Source organism: Telluria sp. ZT3P26, assembly GCF_059686035.1.
Map to the genome: position 1 here is coordinate 22,960 of NZ_JCASII010000001.1, position 19,123 is coordinate 42,082.

Sequence of the window (19,123 nt, forward strand, 5' to 3'; positions counted from 1 at the left end):
GAATTCTTCAGATCCCGCCTTCGAACACCGAAGGGTGGGTGTGCAGCAGGGAGAGCGGCGTGCTCTGGCCGGCCAGGTAATCGTCCACGCAGCGCAGCACGATCGGGCTGCGGTGGCGGTCGACGGTGGCGGCGATTTCATCGCGCGTCATCCACATGGTGCGCAGGATGCCCTCGTCGAGCGGCTGGTCGAACTGGCGCCCGACGCTGCCGGCAAAGGTAAAGCGCAGGTAGGTGACGTCGGCATTGCGCGACTTCGAGTGGTAGCGCGACATGTACATCCCCACCAGCGAGTGCGGAATGAACTCGTGCGCCGTTTCTTCGAGCGCTTCGCGCACCACCGCCTGTTCCAGCGATTCGTGCGGGTCGAGATGGCCGGCGGGCTGGTTCAGCTTGATACCTTCGCTCGTCTCTTCTTCGATCAGCAGGAACCGGCCCTCGTGCTCGATGATCGCTGCCACGGTAACCGATGGTTTGAAGATATCGCTCATGCCTGTCCTTGAAAATGAGCCGGTATTCTACCTTGACAAGGCCTGTGTTTGCTCAGCTGCCCCCTTCCTTCGACGTTGGCATGTGGTTAATCGGGCTTGATCTGTCGCAAAAACAACCGTCATGGTCTGGCGCGCCCTGCACCTTGTCTACGGATGATCAAATCGGCCACGCAAATTTAATAATTGAACAATCACTGTAAAGACGTGATAGATTTGCTGGCGCGGCAGTTCAACGAATGGAGGGATCCATGAGAATTGGTATTCCGGCCGAAACCCGGCCGGGCGAGACCCGTGTTGCAGCCACCCCCGAGACCGTGAAAAAGCTGGCCGCGCGCCACGCGGTCGTGGTGCAGGCCGGCGCCGGCCTGCATGCGGCGGCGCCAGACGCCGCGTTTGAGGCCGCCGGCGCCGTCATCGTCGATGCCCCTGGCGCGTTCGGCGCCGACCTGGTGCTCAAGGTGCGCAGTCCTGCCGCCGGCGAGCTTGCCATGATGCGCCGCGACGCGATGCTGGTCGGGATGCTTGATCCGTTCGATGGCGAGGGTCTCGCTGCGCTGGCCACCGCCGGCATCACCGCCTTTGCCTTGGAAGCCGCGCCGCGCATCACGCGTGCGCAATCGCTCGACGTGCTCTCATCACAGGCGAACATCGCCGGCTACAAGGCCATCCTGCTGGCCGCGAATACTTACGGGCGCTTCATGCCGATGCTGATGACGGCCGCCGGCACCGTCAAGGCGGCGCGCGTGCTGATCATGGGCGTCGGGGTGGCCGGCCTGCAGGCCATCGCCACCGCCAAGCGGCTGGGCGCCGTGATCGAAGCGTCCGACGTGCGCCCGCCGGTGAAAGAGCAGGTGGAGTCGCTCGGTGCGAAATTCATCGACGTGCCGTATGAAACCGACGAAGAGCGCGAGATCGCGGCCGGCAGCGGCGGCTATGCGCGCGCGATGCCGGCCGACTGGATGCGGCGCCAGGCGCAGCTCGTGCACGAGCGCGCGAAGCTGGCCGACATCATCATCACCACGGCCCTGATTCCCGGACGGCGCGCGCCGGTGCTGATCGGCGAAGACACGGTGCGCGCCATGAAGCCCGGGTCCGTGATCGTCGACATGGCCGTGGCGCAGGGCGGCAACTGCGTGCTGAGCGAGCTGGGGCAGACAGTAGTCAAGCACGGCGTGCACATCATCGGCGAGCCCGATCTGGCCACGCTGGTGCCGGCCGATGCCTCGGCCCTGTATGCGCGCAATGTGCTTGATTTCCTCAAGCTGGTGATCGACGCCGACGACCGGTTCCATATCGACCGCGACGACGAGATCGTGCGCGCGACCCTGATGTGCAGTGCCGGAGAGCTGCTGCGCAAGTAAGACGTTGGCATCGTTGACTAGAACGGACAGGAGACACCATGGATATCAGCCACACCGTCATCAACCTGATCATCTTCGTACTGGCGATCTACGTCGGCTACCACGTGGTCTGGACCGTCACCCCGGCGCTGCACACGCCCCTGATGGCCGTCACCAACGCCATCTCGGCCATTGTCATCGTCGGCGCCATGCTGGCCGCCGGCCTGACCGAGGGTGTGACGGGGCGCGTGGCCGGCACGCTGGCCGTCGCCCTCGCGGCCGTGAACGTGTTTGGTGGCTTCCTGGTCACGCAGCGCATGCTGGAGATGTTCCGCAAGAAGGCGCCCAAGGCCGCGCCGAAGCAGGAGGACGCGGCATGAACGCCATCAGCATGAACCTGGTCACGCTGTTCTATCTGGTGGCCTCGGTGTGCTTCATCCAGGCGCTCAAGGGTCTGTCGTCGCCATCGACGGCGCGCCTGGGCAATGCGTTCGGGATGGCCGGCATGGCCATCGCGGTGCTGACCACCATTGCATTGATGCTCAAGCTGCAGGAGCGGCTGCAGCAGGGCGGGGGACTGGGATTCGGCCTGGTGCTGCTGGGCGTGGTCGTGGGCGGCGCGATCGGCGCGACCGCGGCGAAAAAAGTCGAGATGACCAAGATGCCGGAGCTGGTCGCGGCGATGCACTCGCTGATCGGGCTGGCCGCCGTCTGCATCGCGATCGCGGCGGTGTCCGAGCCGTGGGCCTTCAACATCACGACGCGGGGTGAGCCGCTGCCGTTCGGGAACCGGCTCGAACTGTTCATCGGCACGTTCGTCGGCGCGGTGACGTTTTCGGGCTCGGTGATCGCCTTCGGCAAGCTGTCGGGCAAGTACAAGTTCCGCCTGTTCCAGGGCGCGCCGGTGCGCTTTGCGGGCCAGCACATCCTGAACCTGTTCGTCGCCATCGCCATTGTCGCGCTGGGACTGGTCTTCTGTTTTGCCGACGGCCTTGAACCCGCGTGGGGCGCGTTCATCGTGATGGCGGCGCTGGCGTTCGTGCTGGGCGTGTTGATCATCATCCCGATCGGCGGGGCCGACATGCCGGTGGTGGTCTCGATGCTCAATTCGTACTCGGGCTGGGCGGCGGCGGGCATCGGCTTCTCGCTGAACAACGCGATGCTGATCATCGCCGGCTCGCTGGTGGGCTCGAGCGGCGCGATCCTGTCGTACATCATGTGCAAGGCGATGAACCGCTCGTTCTTCAATGTGCTTCTGGGCGGCTTTGGCGGCGAAGCGGTGGCCGACGCCGGCGGCGCGAAAGAGCAGCGGCCCGTCAAATCCGGCTCGGCCGAAGACGCCGCGTTCATCCTGCAGAATGCCGAGTCGGTGATCATCGTTCCCGGCTACGGCCTGGCCGTGGCGCGCGCGCAGCACACGGTCAAGGAGCTGGTCGACAAGCTGACTGCGCATGGCGTTACGGTCCGTTACGCGATCCACCCGGTGGCGGGGCGCATGCCGGGCCACATGAACGTGCTGCTGGCGGAAGCCGAAGTACCGTACGACCAGGTGGCCGAGATGGAAGACATCAACGGCGAATTCGGCCAGACCGACGTGGTGCTGGTCCTGGGCGCCAACGACGTGGTGAACCCGGCCGCGAAAGACCCGAAATCGGCCATTGCCGGCATGCCAATTCTGGAAGCCTACCGGGCCAAAAGCATCATCGTCAACAAACGCTCGATGGCCTCCGGCTACGCGGGCCTCGACAACGACCTGTTCTACCAGCCCAACACGATGATGGTCTTCGGCGACGCCAAAAAAGTCATCGAAGCGATGGTCAAAGCCGTCGAATAAGCAATAGCCCAACAATTAGGGTCAGAGTCGAATTATTGGCTAATAGCCTTCAGGAACTCTGGCCATCCAGCTTCACAATCCGCTTGAGCATGGCTCTAGACGACTGGTCTAATTTGGTGTATAGTGGGTCCATGGCAAAAGCACTGACATCCGAATCGCCCGGCGTTCGCGACACTATCCTCGACGTCGGGCAGCGCATCATGGCCGGCAAGGGGTTCTCGGCGGTAGGGCTGAACGAGATCCTGGTCTCGGCGGGCGTGCCGAAGGGATCGTTCTACCATTACTTCGGCTCGAAGGATGCGTTCGGCGAAGCACTGCTGGCCAGGTATTTCGACGGGTATCTGGCAGAGATGGACGTCACGCTGCGCAATCCGGATGCGACGATGGCCAGCAAACTGCTGACCTATTTCGGGCAATGGCGCACGAACCAGTCGTTTGACGATTGCCAGGGCAAGTGCCTGGCCGTCAAGCTGGGCGCCGAAGTGGTCGATTTGTCCGAGCCGATGCGCCTGACGCTCAAGCAAGGTACCGCCGGCATCGTCACCCGTCTGGCCGAGGCCATCGAAGGCGGCATCGCCGATGGTTCGCTGAAGGTGGAGGGCGAGGCAGGGCAGGTGGCGCAGAGCCTGTACCAGCTCTGGCTGGGCGCCAGCCTCATGGCCAAGATCGCGCGGGATGCGGTGGCGTTCGATGCGGCGCTGGCGACCACGCGGCGCCTGTTGCACTTGCGCGAATAACACCCATATCGAACGCTTCACATGAAGCGTTTTTTTGACACACAATCTAGACGACTGGTCTATTAACACCAACAACAAGGAGCCACACCATGAACATCCTGATCGTACTGACCTCGCACGACACCCTGGGCAACACCGGCCGCAAGACCGGCTTCTGGCTCGAAGAGCTGGCCGCCCCGTACTACGCATTGAAGGAAGCCGGCGCCAACATCGTGCTGGCCTCGCCTGCCGGTGGCCAGCCGCCGCTCGACCCGAAGAGTGATGATGCATCGGCCCAGACCGATGACACCCGTCGCTTCAAGGCCGATGCCGCCGCGAACGCGCAACTGGCCGCGACCGTGCGTCTCGACACCGTCTCGCAGGCTGACTTTGACGCCGTGTTCTACCCGGGCGGCCACGGCCCGCTGTGGGACCTGGCCGAAGACCGCAACTCGATCGCGCTGATCGAGTCGTTCATCGCCGCGAACAAGCCGGTGGCGCTGGTGTGCCACGCACCGGGCGTGCTGCGCCACGTGAAGAATGCCGACGGCACGCCACTCGTGCAGGGCAAGCGCGTCACGGGCTTTACCAATACCGAAGAAGCCGCCGTTGAACTGACGGACATCGTGCCGTTCCTGGTGGAAGACGAGCTCAAGGCAAAGGGCGGCAACTATTCGCGCACCGATGACTGGGGTTCGTACGTCGTCACCGATGGCTTGCTGATCACCGGTCAGAATCCGGGTTCGTCGGCAGCTACCGCCACCAAGCTGCTGGAAGCGCTGTCGCGTTCGCATTGATTCAGTTGAACGCGTGGACGGCGCAGCCGTCCACCCTACGCTACTGACAGACGTGCGGGCCGCTAATACATCGCCGTTGGCAATGTATTAGCGGCCATGTCACAAAACGTTGTCAAACAATTCGACTCTGACCCCAATTGTTGGGTCATTGCTCCGGGTTAGCGGCGGCCGAACATCATTAGGTCGGCCAGCAGCGTGCGGGCGGGGCGGGTCAGGTCGAGGGCGGCCAGGCCCAGGCCGAGCAGCGGTTGCAGCGGGCCGGGGATCGTGAAGGCGCGCGCCATCGTGTCGGTCAGGCCGATGGTCGTGCGGCGGTCGCCTGCGCGGTCTTCTGTGAAGCGCGCGATGGCTTCGGCGTCCGGCCCGCGCGCCAGCTGGCGTGCCAGCACGGCGGCGTCGCGCAGGCCCAGGTTCAGGCCCTGGCCGGCCACCGGGTGCAGCGTTTGCGCGGCATTGCCGATGGCGACCGTGCGGGCCGTGGCGCGTGCTTCGGCGTTCAGGCCCAGTGGGAAGGCGCTGCGTGATGATACTTTCGTGAAGGCGCCCAGGCGGGCGCCGAACGCCTCGCCCAGCTGCGCCAGGAAGCGCGTGTCGTCCAGCGCCAGGATTGCCTGTGCGCGCTCCGGACGCATGCACCAGACCAGCGCGTACTGGTGGCCGTCAGCGCCGTCTTCGGGCAGCAGCGCCAGCGGGCCTTCGTCGGTGAAGCGCTCGAATGCGCGGTGCGCGATCGGCAGCGCCGTCGTCACGCGCGCGATCATGGCGCTCTGTTCGTAATCGCGGCTGCGGGCGCGCTGGTCCTGCGCGCCAAACAGGCCGCCTTCGGCCTGCACCGCCACCCGGGCACGCACCGTGCTGCCATCGTCCAGGTGCAGCAGCGCCGCATCCGGCTGTTCATCGAGCGACGTCACGCGCGCCGGGCGCAGCATCAATACGCCGGCCTGCTCGCCCACTTTCGCCAGCGCATCGACGACGGCGCCGTAGCGCGTCACGTAGCCCAGCGCCGGCACGTCATGGTCTTCGCGCTGCATCAGGCTGCGGCCCAGCTGGCCGCGGCGCGAGACGTGGATCTCGTGGATCGGCGTGGCGGCCAGCGGCCATGCGCCCACCTCTTGCAGCAGTTGCGCGCTGCCCCATGACAGCGCGATCGAGCGCGGATCCGAAATCGCCTGGCCCAGCGACTTGCCGTCGATGAGCGCGATGCGCGCACCGGCGATGCCGCGCCGGACCAAAAAGCCCGCCAGCGCCAGGCCCACCGGCCCCGCGCCGCAGATCGCCACATCGACGTCGTAAGTGTGGTTCGTCATCGTGCTGCCTTCATCCATGCTTCAATCTCCGCCACGTCTTTCGGTACGCCGTCCGTCAGGATGCGCGCACCCGTTTCGGTGACGACGACATCGTCCTCGATCCGGATGCCGATGTTCCAGTATTGTTCGGGCACGCCGTCGGCCGGCCGCACGTAGATGCCCGGCTCCACGGTCAGCGCCATGCCCGGCTGCAGCGCGCGCGATGGTTTCTCGGTCAGCGCCAGGTCGCGGTACACGCCCACATCGTGCACGTCCATCCCCAGCCAGTGGCCGGTGCCGTGCATGTAGAACTGGGCGAAGGCGCGCGTGTCGATCGCGTCGTCGACCGAGCCGACCTTGCGTTTATCGAGCAGGCCCAGGTCCAGCATGCCCTCGGTCAGCACCCGCACGGCCGCCTCGTGGATCGCGCTGTACGGCTGCCCGGGCCGGATGGCCGCCAGCGCCGCGGCCTGGGCGCGCAGCACCAGTTCGTACAGCGTGCGCTGCGGCGCCGTGAAGCGGCCATTGGCCGGATAGGTGCGCGTGATGTCGCTTGCGTAGCCGTCGATTTCGCAGCCGGCGTCGATCAGAACCAGCTCGCCATCGAGAATGCGGCGGTCGTTGGCGATGTAGTGCAGCACGCAGGCATTCGGGCCCGATGCGACGATGGACGAATATGCCGGCGCCTGCGCGCCATGACGGCGAAACTCGTGCAGCAGTTCGGCCTCGATCTCGTATTCGACCATCCCTGGGCGCGTGGCGCGCATCGCGCGTGCATGCGCCCCAGCCGAGATGGCGCCGGCGCGCGCCATCAGGTCCACTTCGTGCGCGTCCTTCACCAGCCGCATCTCGTCCAGCAGCACCAGGAGATGATGGGTCGTCGCCGGCGTCGTCACGCCCGTGCGGCCCAGCGCGCGCACGCCCTTCAGCCAGCCGGTGACCTGCGCATCGAGCGCTGCGCTGTGGCCCGGCGCGCAATACAGCGCCGGCGCATTCGACAGGATGCCGACCATGCGCGCATCGAGTTCGTCGACCGGGTACGCCTCGTCGAACCCGAACGCGGTGCGCGCTGCATCGGGTCCGTAGCGAAAGCCATCCCAGATCTCGTGGTCAGGGTCTTTCGCGCGGCAGAACAGGATCGCGCGGGCAGGGCGGTCATCGAGCGCCGCCACCAGCACGAGGCAGCTGTCAGGTTCGGCGAAACCGCTCAGGTAATAGAAGTAGCTGTCGTGCCGGTACGGATACGGGCTGTCGCCATTGCGCATGACCTCGGGCGCCGTGCCCAGCACCGCCACCGCGCCCGGCGGCATCTGCGCCAGCACGCGCGCGCGCCGATCCGCATGCACGGCGCCGGCCAGTATCATGGCGCCGACTTGGCCGGCCGCAGCGGCGCGTTCAGTTCTTCCAGCTGGCCGACGGTGCCGACATTGACCCACTGGCCGTGATACACCTCGCCGCCGATGCGACCCTGTTCGATGTACTGGCGCATCAGGGGACCGAACTTGACGAACTCGCCCGCGCGGATGCCGTCGAACATCTCGGGCCGGTACACGCCGATGCCGGCGAAGTTGAACTTGGTCTCGCCCTCATTCCTGAGTGTGTACATGTCGAGTGCGAAGTCGCCCTCGGGGTTGTGCCACGGGTTCGGCGTGAGCCACAGCCAGGCGATGTCGCGCTGGTCGACCGCATAGACCTGGCCCACCGCGTCCTTGTCCTTGAGCGCATCGAGCGCCTCGGTGAAGTCGAAGTAGGGCGCATAGATGTCGCCCGACACGGCCAGAAATGGCTCGTCGCCCAGCAGGTGCAGCGCATTGGCCACGCCGCCGGCCGTCTCGAGCGGGCTCGGTTCGTGCGAGTAGACGATGCGCGCGCCGTAGCGGCTGCCGTCGCCCAGCTCGGCCTCGATCATGTGACCCAGGTGCGAGTGGTTGATGACGATGTCGACGATCCCGGCGCGCACCAGGTTCAGCACATGCCAGGTAATCAGGGGCCGGCCGCGCACCTTGAGCAGGGGCTTCGGGCAGGTGTCGGTCAGTGGCCGCATGCGCTCGCCGCGGCCGGCGGCAAAAATCATCGCTTTCATGATGGATGCCTTCAGAAGGTGTAGCCGAACTGTTGCGGCTTGTCGTCGACTGCGTCGAGCAGGCGCAGCAGCGGCTTGAGTTCGTTGTAGCGGTTGGCGGTCTTGCGCACGTAGTCGAGCACCGTCGGCAGGTCGCCCATGTAGTGGGCCTTGTTGTCGCGGTAGTTCAGGCGGCAGAAGATGCCGAGAATTTTCAGGTGGCGCTGCAGCGCCATGAATTCGAAGTCGCGGTAGAACGCGTCGATGTCCGGATTGACCGGCAGGCCGACGCTCTTGGCGCTTTGCCAGTAGCGCACCACCCAGTCGAGCACCATGTCTTCGTCCCACTGGATGTAGGCGTCGCGCAGCAGCGAGGCCAGGTCGTACGTGACCGGGCCATACACGGTATCCTGGAAGTCGAGCACGCCCGGGCTGTTCTGGTCCAGGAACATCAGGTTGCGCGAATGGAAATCGCGGTGCATGAACACCTGCTGCTGCGCCAGCACGTTGGCGGTAATCGCTTCGAATACCTTGTCGAGCTGCGCCTGCTGTTTGTCGTCGAGCGTCACGCCCAGGTGCTTGCCCAGGTACCACTCGGGGAAGATGCCCAGCTCGCGCATGATGAACGCGCGGTCGAATTCGGGCAGCACGTCCGGCTGGCTGGCCATCTGGAACTTGAGCAGCGCGTCGACGGCGTCCGAATACATGAAGGCGGCATTGTCAATCGACAGGCGCGACAGGTAAGTGGTGTTGCCCAGGTCGGACAGCAGCAGGAAGCCATGTTCGACGTTGCGCGCGGCAATCGCCGGCACGCTCACGCCGGCTTCCAGCAGCAAACCCTGCACGTGGACGAAGGCCGGCACGTTTTCGCGCTCGGGCGGAGCGTCCATCGCGACCAGCGTCGTGCCCAGCCTGGCCTGCATGTCGGCCACGACGTCGTAGCGGAAGTAGCGCCGGAAACTGGCATCAACGGAGGCGCGGCGGCCGGACGCGACGTCGACCAGGCCGGTCGTGGCCAGCCAGGCGTTCAGTTGCGACAGCCGGGTATCGGGCACTGCGTCGGTGGAGGCGGGAAGGTTTTGAGACAAAGATGACATGAAGCAGCCTGATGAATCCGGTTGGTTGAACTAATTCCCCTATAATAAGGGATTCATCCCAAAAAAACCGCCCTTTATGGCGCACGTCGATTCTCCATGAGCTGCGATTTTCCATGAGCTGGTCCTCGGCCCAACCATTCCCACCACGACACGTGCTCGCACTGTATGCAATGGCTTCGGTCACTGCGCTGCCTGCGTTCGCCCAGACGCCCGCCACCGTCAACGTCACCGCCCCTGCACCAACGGCCCAGGCCGAAGACGAGCTTCCCGTCACCGTCAAGGCCGAGGATATCGCCGGCCGGCCCGACCGCCGGCTCGATCTCTCCCGCAATGTCGAGATCACGCGCGGCCAGACGGGCATGACCGCCGATACGGCCTGCTACCTGGTCGTCGAAGACCAGGTCACGGCCTCCGGCAACGTCGACATGTGGCGCTTCGGCGACCGCTATAAAGGCGACGAGCTGCAGCTGAACCTCGAAACCGGCAAGGGCTACCTGCTCAACCCGACCTATTTCATGGCGGCGAACAATGGCCAGGGCCAGGCGAGCCGGATCGACTTTTTGGGTGAACAGCAGGCCGTCGTGCGCGACGGTACCTACAGCACCTGCGAAGGGCCGGACCCTGACTGGTATCTGAAGTCGAGCACGCTGCGCCTGGACAAGGGCCGCGACGTCGGCACCGCCGGCAAGACGGTCATCTACTTCAAGGATGTGCCGATCCTCGGTACGCCGGCGATGTCGTTCTCGCTGTCGGGCCAGCGCCGTTCGGGCTGGCTGCCGCCAACCGTCGGCTTCGGCTCGCAGGGCAAGGCCGAAGTGATGGTGCCGTACTACGTCAACATCGCACCGAACCGCGACCTGACGCTGTACCCGCGCATGATGTTCGACCGCGGTTTCCAGCTGGGGGCGACCGGGCGTTACCTGGGCAGCACCTACAACGGTGAAACCCACGTCGAAGTGCTGCCGGATGACCGCCAGACGGGCACCACGCGCTGGCGCGCCGATTCGCTGCACAACGGCGCGATCAAGCCGAACTGGTCGTACGGCTGGAACCTGCACGGCGCATCGGACGATGAATACCCGTCCGACTTTTCGCGCACCGTCGCCGCCAGCGCCGAGCGCCAGCTGCTGCGCGAACTGCGCACCGATTACTCGGGCCAGTACTGGAGCCTGTCCGCGCGCGCCCAGAATTACCAGGTGCTGCAAGACCCGGCGGCCGCCACCAATCCCAGCCTGACGGTGCCACGGCCGTACGACCGCCTGCCGCAGATTAACTTCCGCTCGGCGCGTTACGATGTGGCCGGCTTCGACTGGGCACTGGATGCCGAGGCGACCCGCTTTGCCCACCCTACCGACGTGGGCGGCTCGCGCGCCGTGGTCCAGGGCCAGGTCAGCTACCCGATCGTGCGCCCGGGCTGGTTCGTCACGCCCAAGCTGATGTACAACGCGGCCCAGTACGATCTCGACGACCACGCCACGCGCCTGGGCAAGCCGACCAAGCTGACGCGCACGATTCCGACGGTGTCGTTCGACAGCGGCATGGTGTTCGAGCGCGACGCGTCGCTGTTCGGCAAGTCCACCACGCAGACGCTCGAGCCGCGCCTGTTCTATGTGTACACGCCGTACGAGAACCAGGACGATGTCCCGCTGTTCGACACGGGCCGCTCGGGCTTCAATTACGCCCAGCTGTTTTCGGAGAACCGCTACGTTGGCCTGGACCGCGTGTCCGACGCCAACCAGCTGACCGCGGCGCTGGTGTCGCGTTTCATCCAGGAAGACGGCGCCGAGCGCCTGCGCCTGGCCATCGGCCAGCGCCTGTACTTCGAAGAGCCGCGCGTGCGCATCGCGGGCGAAGCGGCGCAGCAAAGCCGGTACGACCTGCTGCTGGCCGCCGGCGGCACCATTTCCGAGTCCTGGACCTTCGATAGCGGCGTACAATACGATGCGGCCGGGAGCAGTCTGTACAGCTCGAACGTGAGCGTGCAGTGGCGTCCGGGGAAGATGAAAGCGGTCAACGCAGAATATCGTTATCAGCGTGACAGCTTCCGCAACATCGACCTGTCGGCGCAGTATCCGATCTCGCGCCGCTGGTATGGCGTAGGCCGGGTCAGCTATGCGCTGCGTTCGTATGGCGTGGGGCAGGCGGTCAATCCGTCCACCGGCAGCAAGCTGATCGAGAGTCTGATCGGCCTCGAGTACCAGGCCGATTGCTGGGTGTTCCGGATGGGCGCGCAGCGTTTCGTGACTGCCGCACAGACGACGTCGACGCCGATCTTCTTCCAGCTCGAGCTCAATGGCTTGTCGCGCCTGGGCCTGGGCAATCCGCTCGAGTCGTTCAACAAGAGCGTCCCGGGCTATACGCGACTGAATGCCGGCCTTGGGCGCCCCTAAGTCAAATTTCAGACTCGGTGTCCATACTTCGTCGTCCAACCTGACGTGAACAATCCTCAAATGAGTGCTTTCCAGATGATGCGTACTACCCGTTTGCAGTCTCTCCAGTTGGCAGCCGCGCTGCTGTGCGCGATGAGCGCCGGCCAGGTCCTGGCCCAGGCCGCGACGCCTGCCGCCACCACGCCGGCCGCCGCCAGCTCGGGCTTCCTGCCGCCTGCCTCGGCCAATGCCAAGGTGGTCGACTCGATCCAGGTCGTCGTCAACGATGAAGTCATCACGCGCAACGAAGTGGCCGGCCGCATGGTCCAGGTGACGGCAAACATGAAGGCGCGTAACGCCCAGATGCCCGACACCGCCACGATGGAGCGCCAGGTGCTCGAGGCGATGATCGTCGAACGCGCCCAGCTGCAGCTGGCCAAGGAGATGGGCGTCAAGGTCGACGACCGCACGCTGGACGCCACGATCGGCCGCATCGCCGAGAACCAGAAGCTGTCGGTGCAGGACATGCGCAACCAGATGGAAAAAGAAGGCATGCCCTTCTCGCAGTTCCGTCAGGATATCCGCAACGAAATCATGATGCAGCGCCTGCGCGAGCACGAAGTCGACAGCAAGGTGCAGGTCTCGGAAGCCGAGATCGACACCTACATGGCTGCCGCCAAGGCCGCCGCCGCCGACCGCATCGAAGTCGACATCGCCCAGATCCTGGTGCGTGTGCCCGAGAACGCGTCGCCCGAGCAGATCGCTGCCCGTGCCGCGCGCGCCGAAGAAGTGATGCGCCAGCTGCGCACCGGCGCCGACTTCGCGCGCATGGCCTCGACCTATTCCGACGCACCGGACGCGCTCAAGGGCGGCGAAATCGGCTGGCGCGATGCCGACCGCCTGCCGCCGAATTTCTCGACCGAGCTGCGCAAGCTGGAAGCCGGCCAGTTCACGCCGATCCTCAAGACCAACGTCGGCTTCCACATCCTGAAACTGGCCGGCAAGCGTTCGCTGGCCAGCGAGACCGACAAGGCCGTCGTCGAGCAGACCCGCGCGCGCCACATCCTGCTCAAGGTCACCCCGACCATGACCGAGGGTGAGGTCAAGCGCAAGCTGCTGGAAATCAAGGAGAAAATGGCCAACAACGCCGGCACCTTCGAAGAGCTGGCGCGCCAGTACTCGCAGGACGGTTCGGCCAGCAAGGGCGGCGATCTGGGCTGGCTGTATCCGGGCGACACCGTGCCGGAATTCGAGACCGCGATGAACGCCCTCAAGCCGGGCGATACGTCCGACATCGTGCAGTCGCCGTTCGGCTTCCACCTGATCCAGGTGGTCGAGCGCAAGAGCGAAGACGTGACGCAGCAGAAAGAGCGCAACGTGGCGCGCCAGGTCCTGCGCGACCGCAAGATGCAGGAAGCGATGGAAGACTGGATGCGCCAGGTGCGCGACCGCGCCTACGTCGAATTCCGCGAGGAGCAGTAAGCAATGGTCGCGCCGCAGGCGCCTGCGCGCCCGCTGGCGCACCATCGCCCCACGCTGGCGATCACGGTCGGCGAACCGGCCGGCATCGGCCCCGAGATCGCGATCCGCGCCGCCTGGGCCATGCGCGATGAGGCCAACTGCGTGCTGGTGGGCGACGCCGCCTTCCTGGCGCTCACGGCCAGCCTGATCGATCCTGCCATCCGCCTGGCCGCCCTGTCGACCCAGGCGCTGCGCAACGGCGGCCTGCCGCACTTCGGCACCGCGCGGCTGGCCGTCATCGACGTGCCGCTCGACGCGCACGTGGTGCCGGGCCGGCTCGACCCCGAGAACGGCCGCGCCGTGCTGGCCACGCTGGACCTGGCGATCGAAGGTTGCAAGCAGGGCTGGTTCGATGCCATCGTCACGGCGCCGCTGCAGAAAAGCACGATCAACGATGCCGGTGTTGCGTTCTCCGGCCATACCGAATACCTGGCCGACAAGACCGGCACCGCCAAAGTGGTGATGATGCTGGCCGGTTCGCCAGGCGAGGATCAACCGTACCTGCGCGTCGCGCTCGCCACGACCCATCTGCCGCTGAAGGATGTCCCGGGCGCACTCACGCGCGAGAACCTGACGCGGGTACTCGATATCCTGCACGCCGACCTGACAACCAAATTCGGCATCGCAGCGCCCGTCATCCTGGTGACCGGCCTGAACCCGCACGCGGGCGAGAACGGTTATCTGGGCCGCGAAGAAATCGACGTCATCACGCCGGTGCTCGAGGCAGCGCGTGCGCGTGGCATCGATGCGCGCGGCCCGTATCCGGCCGACACGCTGTTCCAGCCGAAATACCTGAAGGACGCCGACTGCGTGCTGGCGATGTACCACGACCAGGGTCTGCCGGTGCTCAAGCACGCAACCTTCGGGCGCGGCATCAATATCACGCTCGGCCTGCCGCTGATCCGCACCTCGGTCGACCATGGCACCGCGCTCGACCTGGCCGCGCAGGGCCTGGGCCTGGCCGATTGCGGCAGCATGATCGAAGCGATCGGCGCCGCCATGCACATGGTGCTGGCGCAGCGCGCGGCCGGCATCAAATAATCAAGAAAGCATTCATGAAACACGTCGCACGCAAGCGCTTCGGCCAGAACTTCCTGACCGACAAGCAAGTCCTTTCCGATATCATCGACGCCATCGCGCCGCGCCAGGGCGAGACCATGGTCGAAATCGGCCCGGGCCTGGCCGCGATGACGGCGCTGCTGCTCAAGCAGCTCGACCACATGCACGTCGTCGAACTCGACCGCGATCTGGTCACGCGCCTGGAAAAAGCCTATCCGCGCGAGCGCCTGACTGTACATTCGGGCGATGCCCTGAAGTTCGACTTCGGTGCGATTCCGGTCGCCGAGGGGAAAAAGCTGCGCGTGGTGGGTAATCTGCCGTACAACATTTCCAGCCCGCTGCTGTTCCACCTGGCGGACTTCGCGCACCTGATCGAAGACCAGCATTTCATGCTGCAAAAGGAAGTGGTCGAGCGCATGGTGGCCGAGCCGGGCAGCAAGACCTACGGTCGCCTGTCGGTGATGCTGCAATGGCGCTACGACATGTCGCTGATGTTCATCGTGCCGCCCACCGCGTTCGATCCGCCGCCGCAGGTTGAATCGGCCATCGTGCGCATGGTGCCGGTCAAGCAGCAATTGCCATGCGATGCCAAGCGCCTCGAAGCCGTGGTGGCCAAGGCCTTCTCGCAGCGGCGCAAGGTCATTCGCAACTGCGTGGCAGGGATGTTCACCGAGGCGCAGCTGGTGGAAGCGGGCATCGACCCGAGCGTGCGGCCGGAAGCCGTGAGCCTGGCGCAATATGTGGCGCTGGCCAATCTGCCGAGCCAGGGCTAGTTGTCACGGCCGTCCGGCCACCAGGTCCCAGATCAAAGCGCCTTTACAGGCGCTTTTTTCATGGATGCACGATCCGGTATAGGGTGGGCGGGTTTCCCGCCCACGCGTCCAAACCAATGTCGCACCGTGGTGATGCGATGTTACGTTGAACGCGTGGACGGCATAGCCGTCCACCCTACGATTGTAATCCGGTCACGGTTTTTATCATGAGTCAGCTGGCAACGGACAAAAAAAAGGCCCGCTACAAGAGCGGGCCGAAATCCAATTCTTTTCTGAGGAGAGTTGGAGGAGACAGGATCAGTATGCTGCGTTACAGCATATAAGTCCAATTTTCCTTTCGCATACTCGACATAAGAATTGCGTATAACTCTCCCGGACTATGCCGCGACGCAGGTCACATTGATGTTGGTGATGGGGTCATCACGCATCGTGCCGGTTGGGTTTGCGACGGTGCAGATCTGGCCGACTGGCTGTTTGCTGACCGTGACGCCATAGGTCGTGTCGAACTGCACTGCAGGCAGCTCATAGACGATCGGGGTCGTGGACGGCGGCGTTGCCGGCGTCGCGGCCGAGTAGGAGCCACCCGTACTGCCGTTGGCCAGCACCAGGCCGGCGCCGGTCAGGCCGGTGATCGTGCCACCGATAGGCCGCGTGTTGATCCGGCAAACAATGGCAATGTCAATGTTCACCAGACGGCCCGCCGTGTCGGCGTTGTTGGTGTAGATGCCGCCTTCCGGAACGCCCGGCTCGCAGTTCTGGTGCGCAGGGTTCGCGGTGACGGTGACGGCATAGGTGTCGCCGTATTCCAGCTTGTCCGGGAAGGCAAAGCGCACCGCTGCGCCGGCCGTGGCTGGCGGTGCGACCTTCAGGGGCACGCCGGCATTGGTCAGGACCAGGCCATCATAAACGACGCCGGTCACCGAACCGGCAACGGTGAACTCGGCTTTGTCGCTGCCGCCACAGGCGGCCAGGCTTGCAGCCAGCGCCAGCGCAAGCGCCGGGCGGATCAGGGAAGACTTCATGCGTTTGACTCCAGAAAAAATTAAGGTGCGCACGTGATGGTCACGTTGTTCACATCGGCGGGGCCCATGATGCCGACGCCATTGGCAATGGTGCAGCTCTGGCCGGCAGGGTTCGCGAGGATCGAGACGCCATACGGTGCGTCTTGTGCCACGCGGGCCATGGCGAACGTGGTCGCGCCGGCCGGCACGGGAACGCGGTCCGAGCCATTGACCACAACCAGGTCGCTCTTGAGGTTGCTGACGGTACCGGTCAGGGCCTGGGTCTTGAAAGTGCAGGCGATCTGGATGGTCGTCACGTCAAAGCCGGCGCGGCCCGTGTTCTGAAACAGCTCGCAGTTGGCCACGTTCGTCGGGGTGCTCTTGACCCGCACGTCATACTTGTCGTCCGACGAAATCCGGGTCGGGAAGAAGAACGTGGTCACGCCCGTGCCGTTCGACGGCACGGGAATTTCATAGTCGGAGCCGCCGTTATTGGTCAGGACCATGCCCGGCTTGGTCACGCCGGAGATCTGGCCGCCCAGCAGCAGCTGGCCGTCGTCGCCACCGCAAGCAGTCAGCAGGACCGCGCATGCCAGCGCTGCGCTTGCGCGCAGGTAGGAACTCTTCATATATTCTCCAAATAATCTAGCGGGAAAGCGCAGGCTGCGCGGTTGGAATCAAAAAATCGCTCAACATTTTAGTTCATTTATTAGGCAACCGGTCCATTTGCGTCCCATTTCCATGTGTATCAGGTTGTAAGCACAATGTCATATAAGCAACGTTCAGATTGTGCGGTTTGCTTTTGGCCGCTTGCATCGCTATGCTGGCGTAGCGTTTTTTCATGCCTGTTCCCTGGAAGCCGATGACCCGCCGCCCCTGGCCCAAAGCCGTTCTGTTCGACCTCGACGATACCCTGTGGCCGATCGCGCCCGTGATCCGGACTGCCGAAACCATCCTGTATGCATGGTTGCAGCAGCATGCGCCGCGCGTGGCCGGGCGGTTCACGATCGACAGCCTGCGCCAGGCGCGCCTGGAACTGCTGGCACGCGAGCCCGGGTACGGGATCGACCTGAGCGCGCTGCGCCACGCCGGCCTGGTGGCTGCGTTCGAGCAGGCGGGCGAAGACGTCGCGCGGGTGGACGAGGCCATGGTCTTGTTCATCGCCGCGCGCAATGCCGTGACGCTGTATGACGATGTGGCGCCGGGCCTGGCGAGGCTCCGGCAGCGCGCGTTGCTGGGCTCGGTCACGAATGGCGTGGCCGACCTGGCCACGATCGGCCTGGCCGACCAGTTCCAGGCATCGGTGGCGGCGCGCGACTTTGGCCGCGCCAAGCCCGATCCGGGGATCTTCCTGGCCGGCTGCGCGGCGCTGGGCGTGCAGCCGGCCGACACCCTGTATGTGGGCGACGACTTGCTGCTCGACGTCCAGGGCGCCCAGCAGGCGGGATTGCGCGCTGCCTGGATGAACCGCAGCGGCAAGATCAACGAGCTGGCCGACCAGGTACGGCCCGATGTCGAGGTGGACAGCATCGATGCGCTGCTCGACTGGCTGGATGCCGCGCATGAGCTACCGCATGAGCCACCGCACGAGTTGCCACACGGATCCGCGCCGAAGCGCGTATAACACTGGGATCGGACCGCAACCCTTGCGCTGCCGTGCCGCGCCCCAATTTGATTCTCATCCCAGTACCACAGAAAAAGACGCTTCCCGGAACCATGCAACTCGATCACCGTGCCCAAACCCTGCTCAAAGCGCTTGTCGAACGCTATATTGCCGACGGCCAGCCGGTCGGTTCGCGCGCGTTGTCCAAGCTGTCGGGCCTGGAATTGTCGCCCGCGACGATCCGCAACATCATGGCCGACCTCGAGGACATGGGCTTCGTCGCCAGTCCGCATACCTCCGCTGGCCGGATTCCGACGCCGCGCGGCTACCGCGTATTTGTCGATACCCTGTTGACCGTCAAGCAGCTCGATGAAACGACGGTCGGCGCCGAGCGCATGCGCCTGCCGCTGCAGCATCCGCAAAAACTGATCGCCAACGCGGCCCAGATGCTGTCGTCGCTGTCGCAGTTTGCCGGCGTGGTGCAGAGCCCGCGCCGCGAATCGGTGTTCCAGCAGATCGAATTCTTGCGCCTGTCCGAAAAGCGCATCCTGCTCGTGATCGTCGATCCGCGCGGCGATGTGCAGAACCGCCTGTTGCTGACCGATGTCGACTACACGCCGGCGCAATTGTCGCAGTCGGCCAATTACCTGAACCAGAACTTCGCCGGCCAGTCGTTCGACGGCGTGCGCCAGCGCCTGAGCGGCGAATTGCGCCAGCTGAGCGACGACATGGGGCGCCTGATGCATGCTGCGGTCGAGGCCGGCAGCGAGGCCATGGCCGAGAGCGACGACGTCGTCATTTCCGGCGAGCGCAACCTGCTGTCGGTGACCGACCTGTCGTCGAATATGAGTTCGCTGCGCCAGATGTTCGAGATGTTCGAGCAAAAGACTGGCCTGATGCAATTGCTCGACATGTCGAGCAAGGCCGGCGGCGTACAGATCTTCATCGGCGGCGAATCGAACCTGGTGCCGATGGACGAGATGAGCGTGGTCACCGCGCCGTACGCCGTCGATGGCCGCATCGTCGGCACCCTGGGCGTCATCGGCCCCACGCGGATGGCCTATGAACGGGTCATTCCCATCGTCGACATCACCGCCAAGCTGCTGTCGAACGCACTGAGCCAGCCTTAACAGTTTTTTACTCTTACCAGATGCAAAAAGGGCGCACGGAAAATT

General features: G+C 64.8%; 19 protein-coding genes. 11 read left to right on the forward strand and 8 right to left on the reverse strand.

What is annotated here, in order from left to right:
* Nucleotides 1-7: 7 nt before the first annotated feature.
* Nucleotides 8-490, reverse strand: a complete 483-nt coding sequence (locus tag AC56LN_RS00120; RefSeq protein WP_482896476.1) for an NUDIX hydrolase — start codon at nucleotides 488-490, stop codon at nucleotides 8-10.
* Nucleotides 491-738: 248 nt separating this feature from the next.
* Between AC56LN_RS00120 and AC56LN_RS00125 the strand changes: the two genes are divergently transcribed.
* From AC56LN_RS00125 to AC56LN_RS00145, 5 genes are all read left to right on the forward strand, one after another.
* Nucleotides 739-1,851, forward strand: a complete 1,113-nt coding sequence (locus tag AC56LN_RS00125; RefSeq protein WP_499569310.1) for a Re/Si-specific NAD(P)(+) transhydrogenase subunit alpha — start codon at nucleotides 739-741, stop codon at nucleotides 1,849-1,851.
* Between the two features lie 38 nt (nucleotides 1,852-1,889).
* Nucleotides 1,890-2,210: an NAD(P) transhydrogenase subunit alpha part 2 gene (locus AC56LN_RS00130; protein ID WP_183556027.1), complete on the forward strand. Its 321-nt coding sequence runs from the start codon at nucleotides 1,890-1,892 to the stop codon at nucleotides 2,208-2,210.
* Nucleotides 2,207-3,664: an NAD(P)(+) transhydrogenase (Re/Si-specific) subunit beta gene (locus AC56LN_RS00135; RefSeq protein ID WP_499569311.1), complete on the forward strand. Its 1,458-nt coding sequence runs from the start codon at nucleotides 2,207-2,209 to the stop codon at nucleotides 3,662-3,664. Before AC56LN_RS00130 ends, AC56LN_RS00135 begins: the two co-directional genes overlap by 4 nt.
* Nucleotides 3,665-3,795: 131 nt before the next feature.
* Entirely contained in the window at nucleotides 3,796-4,401 is a 606-nt protein-coding gene (locus tag AC56LN_RS00140) for a TetR/AcrR family transcriptional regulator (RefSeq protein ID WP_499569312.1), read from the forward strand.
* A gap of 89 nt (nucleotides 4,402-4,490) precedes the next feature.
* Nucleotides 4,491-5,177 carry a type 1 glutamine amidotransferase domain-containing protein gene (locus AC56LN_RS00145; RefSeq protein WP_482896471.1) on the forward strand — a complete coding sequence of 229 codons (687 nt, stop codon included), beginning with the start codon at nucleotides 4,491-4,493 and terminating at the stop codon, nucleotides 5,175-5,177.
* A 158-nt stretch (nucleotides 5,178-5,335) separates the two neighbouring features.
* Here AC56LN_RS00145 and AC56LN_RS00150 read toward each other — a convergent pair whose 3' ends face one another.
* From AC56LN_RS00150 to AC56LN_RS00165, 4 genes are read right to left on the reverse strand one after another with little or no spacing between them, the layout of a single operon-like run.
* Nucleotides 5,336-6,484: an FAD-dependent monooxygenase gene (locus AC56LN_RS00150; RefSeq protein WP_499569314.1), complete on the reverse strand. Its 1,149-nt coding sequence runs from the start codon at nucleotides 6,482-6,484 to the stop codon at nucleotides 5,336-5,338.
* Nucleotides 6,481-7,827, reverse strand: a complete 1,347-nt coding sequence (gene pepP / locus AC56LN_RS00155) for a Xaa-Pro aminopeptidase (RefSeq protein ID WP_499569315.1) — start codon at nucleotides 7,825-7,827, stop codon at nucleotides 6,481-6,483. Before pepP ends, AC56LN_RS00150 begins: the two co-directional genes overlap by 4 nt.
* Nucleotides 7,824-8,546, reverse strand: coding sequence for an N-acetylmuramate alpha-1-phosphate uridylyltransferase MurU (murU, locus tag AC56LN_RS00160; protein WP_499569316.1), 723 nt, complete (start codon nucleotides 8,544-8,546; stop codon nucleotides 7,824-7,826). Before murU ends, pepP begins: the two co-directional genes overlap by 4 nt.
* An 11-nt stretch (nucleotides 8,547-8,557) precedes the next feature.
* Nucleotides 8,558-9,622: an aminoglycoside phosphotransferase family protein gene (locus AC56LN_RS00165; RefSeq protein ID WP_499569317.1), complete on the reverse strand. Its 1,065-nt coding sequence runs from the start codon at nucleotides 9,620-9,622 to the stop codon at nucleotides 8,558-8,560.
* 170 nt (nucleotides 9,623-9,792) lie between these two features.
* On the opposite strand from AC56LN_RS00165, the gene AC56LN_RS00170 reads away from it, so the two are divergent.
* Genes AC56LN_RS00170 through rsmA form a run of 4 tightly spaced genes read left to right on the forward strand, consistent with a single transcriptional unit; the run spans nucleotide 9,793 to nucleotide 15,344 of the window.
* Nucleotides 9,793-12,012 (forward strand): LPS-assembly protein LptD, encoded by a 2,220-nt coding sequence (locus AC56LN_RS00170; protein WP_499569319.1) that lies wholly within the window; start codon nucleotides 9,793-9,795, stop codon nucleotides 12,010-12,012.
* A 60-nt stretch (nucleotides 12,013-12,072) separates the two neighbouring features.
* The gene (locus AC56LN_RS00175; RefSeq protein ID WP_499569320.1) at nucleotides 12,073-13,473 is read left to right on the forward strand and encodes a peptidylprolyl isomerase; all 1,401 of its coding nucleotides are present in this window, start codon (nucleotides 12,073-12,075) and stop codon (nucleotides 13,471-13,473) included.
* Nucleotides 13,474-13,476: 3 nt separating this feature from the next.
* The gene (gene pdxA / locus AC56LN_RS00180) at nucleotides 13,477-14,553 is read left to right on the forward strand and encodes a 4-hydroxythreonine-4-phosphate dehydrogenase PdxA (RefSeq protein WP_499569321.1); all 1,077 of its coding nucleotides are present in this window, start codon (nucleotides 13,477-13,479) and stop codon (nucleotides 14,551-14,553) included.
* Nucleotides 14,554-14,567: 14 nt separating this feature from the next.
* Complete coding sequence (gene rsmA / locus AC56LN_RS00185; RefSeq protein WP_499569322.1) at nucleotides 14,568-15,344, forward strand: 16S rRNA (adenine(1518)-N(6)/adenine(1519)-N(6))-dimethyltransferase RsmA; 777 nt, start codon at nucleotides 14,568-14,570, stop codon at nucleotides 15,342-15,344.
* Between the two features lie 377 nt (nucleotides 15,345-15,721).
* On the opposite strand, the gene AC56LN_RS00190 is transcribed toward rsmA, so the two are convergent.
* The 3 genes from AC56LN_RS00190 to AC56LN_RS00200 form a co-directional block, all read right to left on the reverse strand.
* Complete coding sequence (locus AC56LN_RS00190; RefSeq protein WP_499569323.1) at nucleotides 15,722-16,366, reverse strand: hypothetical protein; 645 nt, start codon at nucleotides 16,364-16,366, stop codon at nucleotides 15,722-15,724.
* 20 nt (nucleotides 16,367-16,386) lie between these two features.
* Complete coding sequence (locus tag AC56LN_RS00195; protein WP_499569324.1) at nucleotides 16,387-16,974, reverse strand: hypothetical protein; 588 nt, start codon at nucleotides 16,972-16,974, stop codon at nucleotides 16,387-16,389.
* Between the two features lie 73 nt (nucleotides 16,975-17,047).
* Complete coding sequence (locus AC56LN_RS00200; protein WP_499569325.1) at nucleotides 17,048-17,188, reverse strand: hypothetical protein; 141 nt, start codon at nucleotides 17,186-17,188, stop codon at nucleotides 17,048-17,050.
* Nucleotides 17,189-17,207: 19 nt separating this feature from the next.
* Here AC56LN_RS00200 and AC56LN_RS00205 point away from each other — a divergent pair, with 19 nt between their 5' ends.
* A complete protein-coding gene (locus tag AC56LN_RS00205) occupies nucleotides 17,208-17,969 on the forward strand; it encodes an HAD family hydrolase (protein WP_499569326.1) in 762 nt (253 codons plus the stop codon).
* 92 nt (nucleotides 17,970-18,061) lie between these two features.
* Nucleotides 18,062-19,078: a heat-inducible transcriptional repressor HrcA gene (gene hrcA / locus AC56LN_RS00210; RefSeq protein WP_258835901.1), complete on the forward strand. Its 1,017-nt coding sequence runs from the start codon at nucleotides 18,062-18,064 to the stop codon at nucleotides 19,076-19,078.
* Nucleotides 19,079-19,123: the final 45 nt, after the last annotated feature.

Coding starts and splice junctions, on each gene's coding strand:
- AC56LN_RS00120 (WP_482896476.1), bottom strand. CDS start 490: ATGAGCGATATCTTCAAACCATCGGTTACCGTGGCAGCGATCATCGAG.
- AC56LN_RS00125 (WP_499569310.1), top strand. CDS start 739: ATGAGAATTGGTATTCCGGCCGAAACCCGGCCGGGCGAGACCCGTGTT.
- AC56LN_RS00130 (WP_183556027.1), top strand. CDS start 1,890: ATGGATATCAGCCACACCGTCATCAACCTGATCATCTTCGTACTGGCG.
- AC56LN_RS00135 (WP_499569311.1), top strand. CDS start 2,207: ATGAACGCCATCAGCATGAACCTGGTCACGCTGTTCTATCTGGTGGCC.
- AC56LN_RS00140 (WP_499569312.1), top strand. CDS start 3,796: ATGGCAAAAGCACTGACATCCGAATCGCCCGGCGTTCGCGACACTATC.
- AC56LN_RS00145 (WP_482896471.1), top strand. CDS start 4,491: ATGAACATCCTGATCGTACTGACCTCGCACGACACCCTGGGCAACACC.
- AC56LN_RS00150 (WP_499569314.1), bottom strand. CDS start 6,484: ATGACGAACCACACTTACGACGTCGATGTGGCGATCTGCGGCGCGGGG.
- pepP (WP_499569315.1), bottom strand. CDS start 7,827: ATGATACTGGCCGGCGCCGTGCATGCGGATCGGCGCGCGCGCGTGCTG.
- murU (WP_499569316.1), bottom strand. CDS start 8,546: ATGAAAGCGATGATTTTTGCCGCCGGCCGCGGCGAGCGCATGCGGCCA.
- AC56LN_RS00165 (WP_499569317.1), bottom strand. CDS start 9,622: ATGTCATCTTTGTCTCAAAACCTTCCCGCCTCCACCGACGCAGTGCCC.
- AC56LN_RS00170 (WP_499569319.1), top strand. CDS start 9,793: ATGGCTTCGGTCACTGCGCTGCCTGCGTTCGCCCAGACGCCCGCCACC.
- AC56LN_RS00175 (WP_499569320.1), top strand. CDS start 12,073: ATGAGTGCTTTCCAGATGATGCGTACTACCCGTTTGCAGTCTCTCCAG.
- pdxA (WP_499569321.1), top strand. CDS start 13,477: ATGGTCGCGCCGCAGGCGCCTGCGCGCCCGCTGGCGCACCATCGCCCC.
- rsmA (WP_499569322.1), top strand. CDS start 14,568: ATGAAACACGTCGCACGCAAGCGCTTCGGCCAGAACTTCCTGACCGAC.
- AC56LN_RS00190 (WP_499569323.1), bottom strand. CDS start 16,366: ATGAAGTCTTCCCTGATCCGCCCGGCGCTTGCGCTGGCGCTGGCTGCA.
- AC56LN_RS00195 (WP_499569324.1), bottom strand. CDS start 16,974: ATGAAGAGTTCCTACCTGCGCGCAAGCGCAGCGCTGGCATGCGCGGTC.
- AC56LN_RS00200 (WP_499569325.1), bottom strand. CDS start 17,188: ATGAAAAAACGCTACGCCAGCATAGCGATGCAAGCGGCCAAAAGCAAA.
- AC56LN_RS00205 (WP_499569326.1), top strand. CDS start 17,208: ATGACCCGCCGCCCCTGGCCCAAAGCCGTTCTGTTCGACCTCGACGAT.
- hrcA (WP_258835901.1), top strand. CDS start 18,062: ATGCAACTCGATCACCGTGCCCAAACCCTGCTCAAAGCGCTTGTCGAA.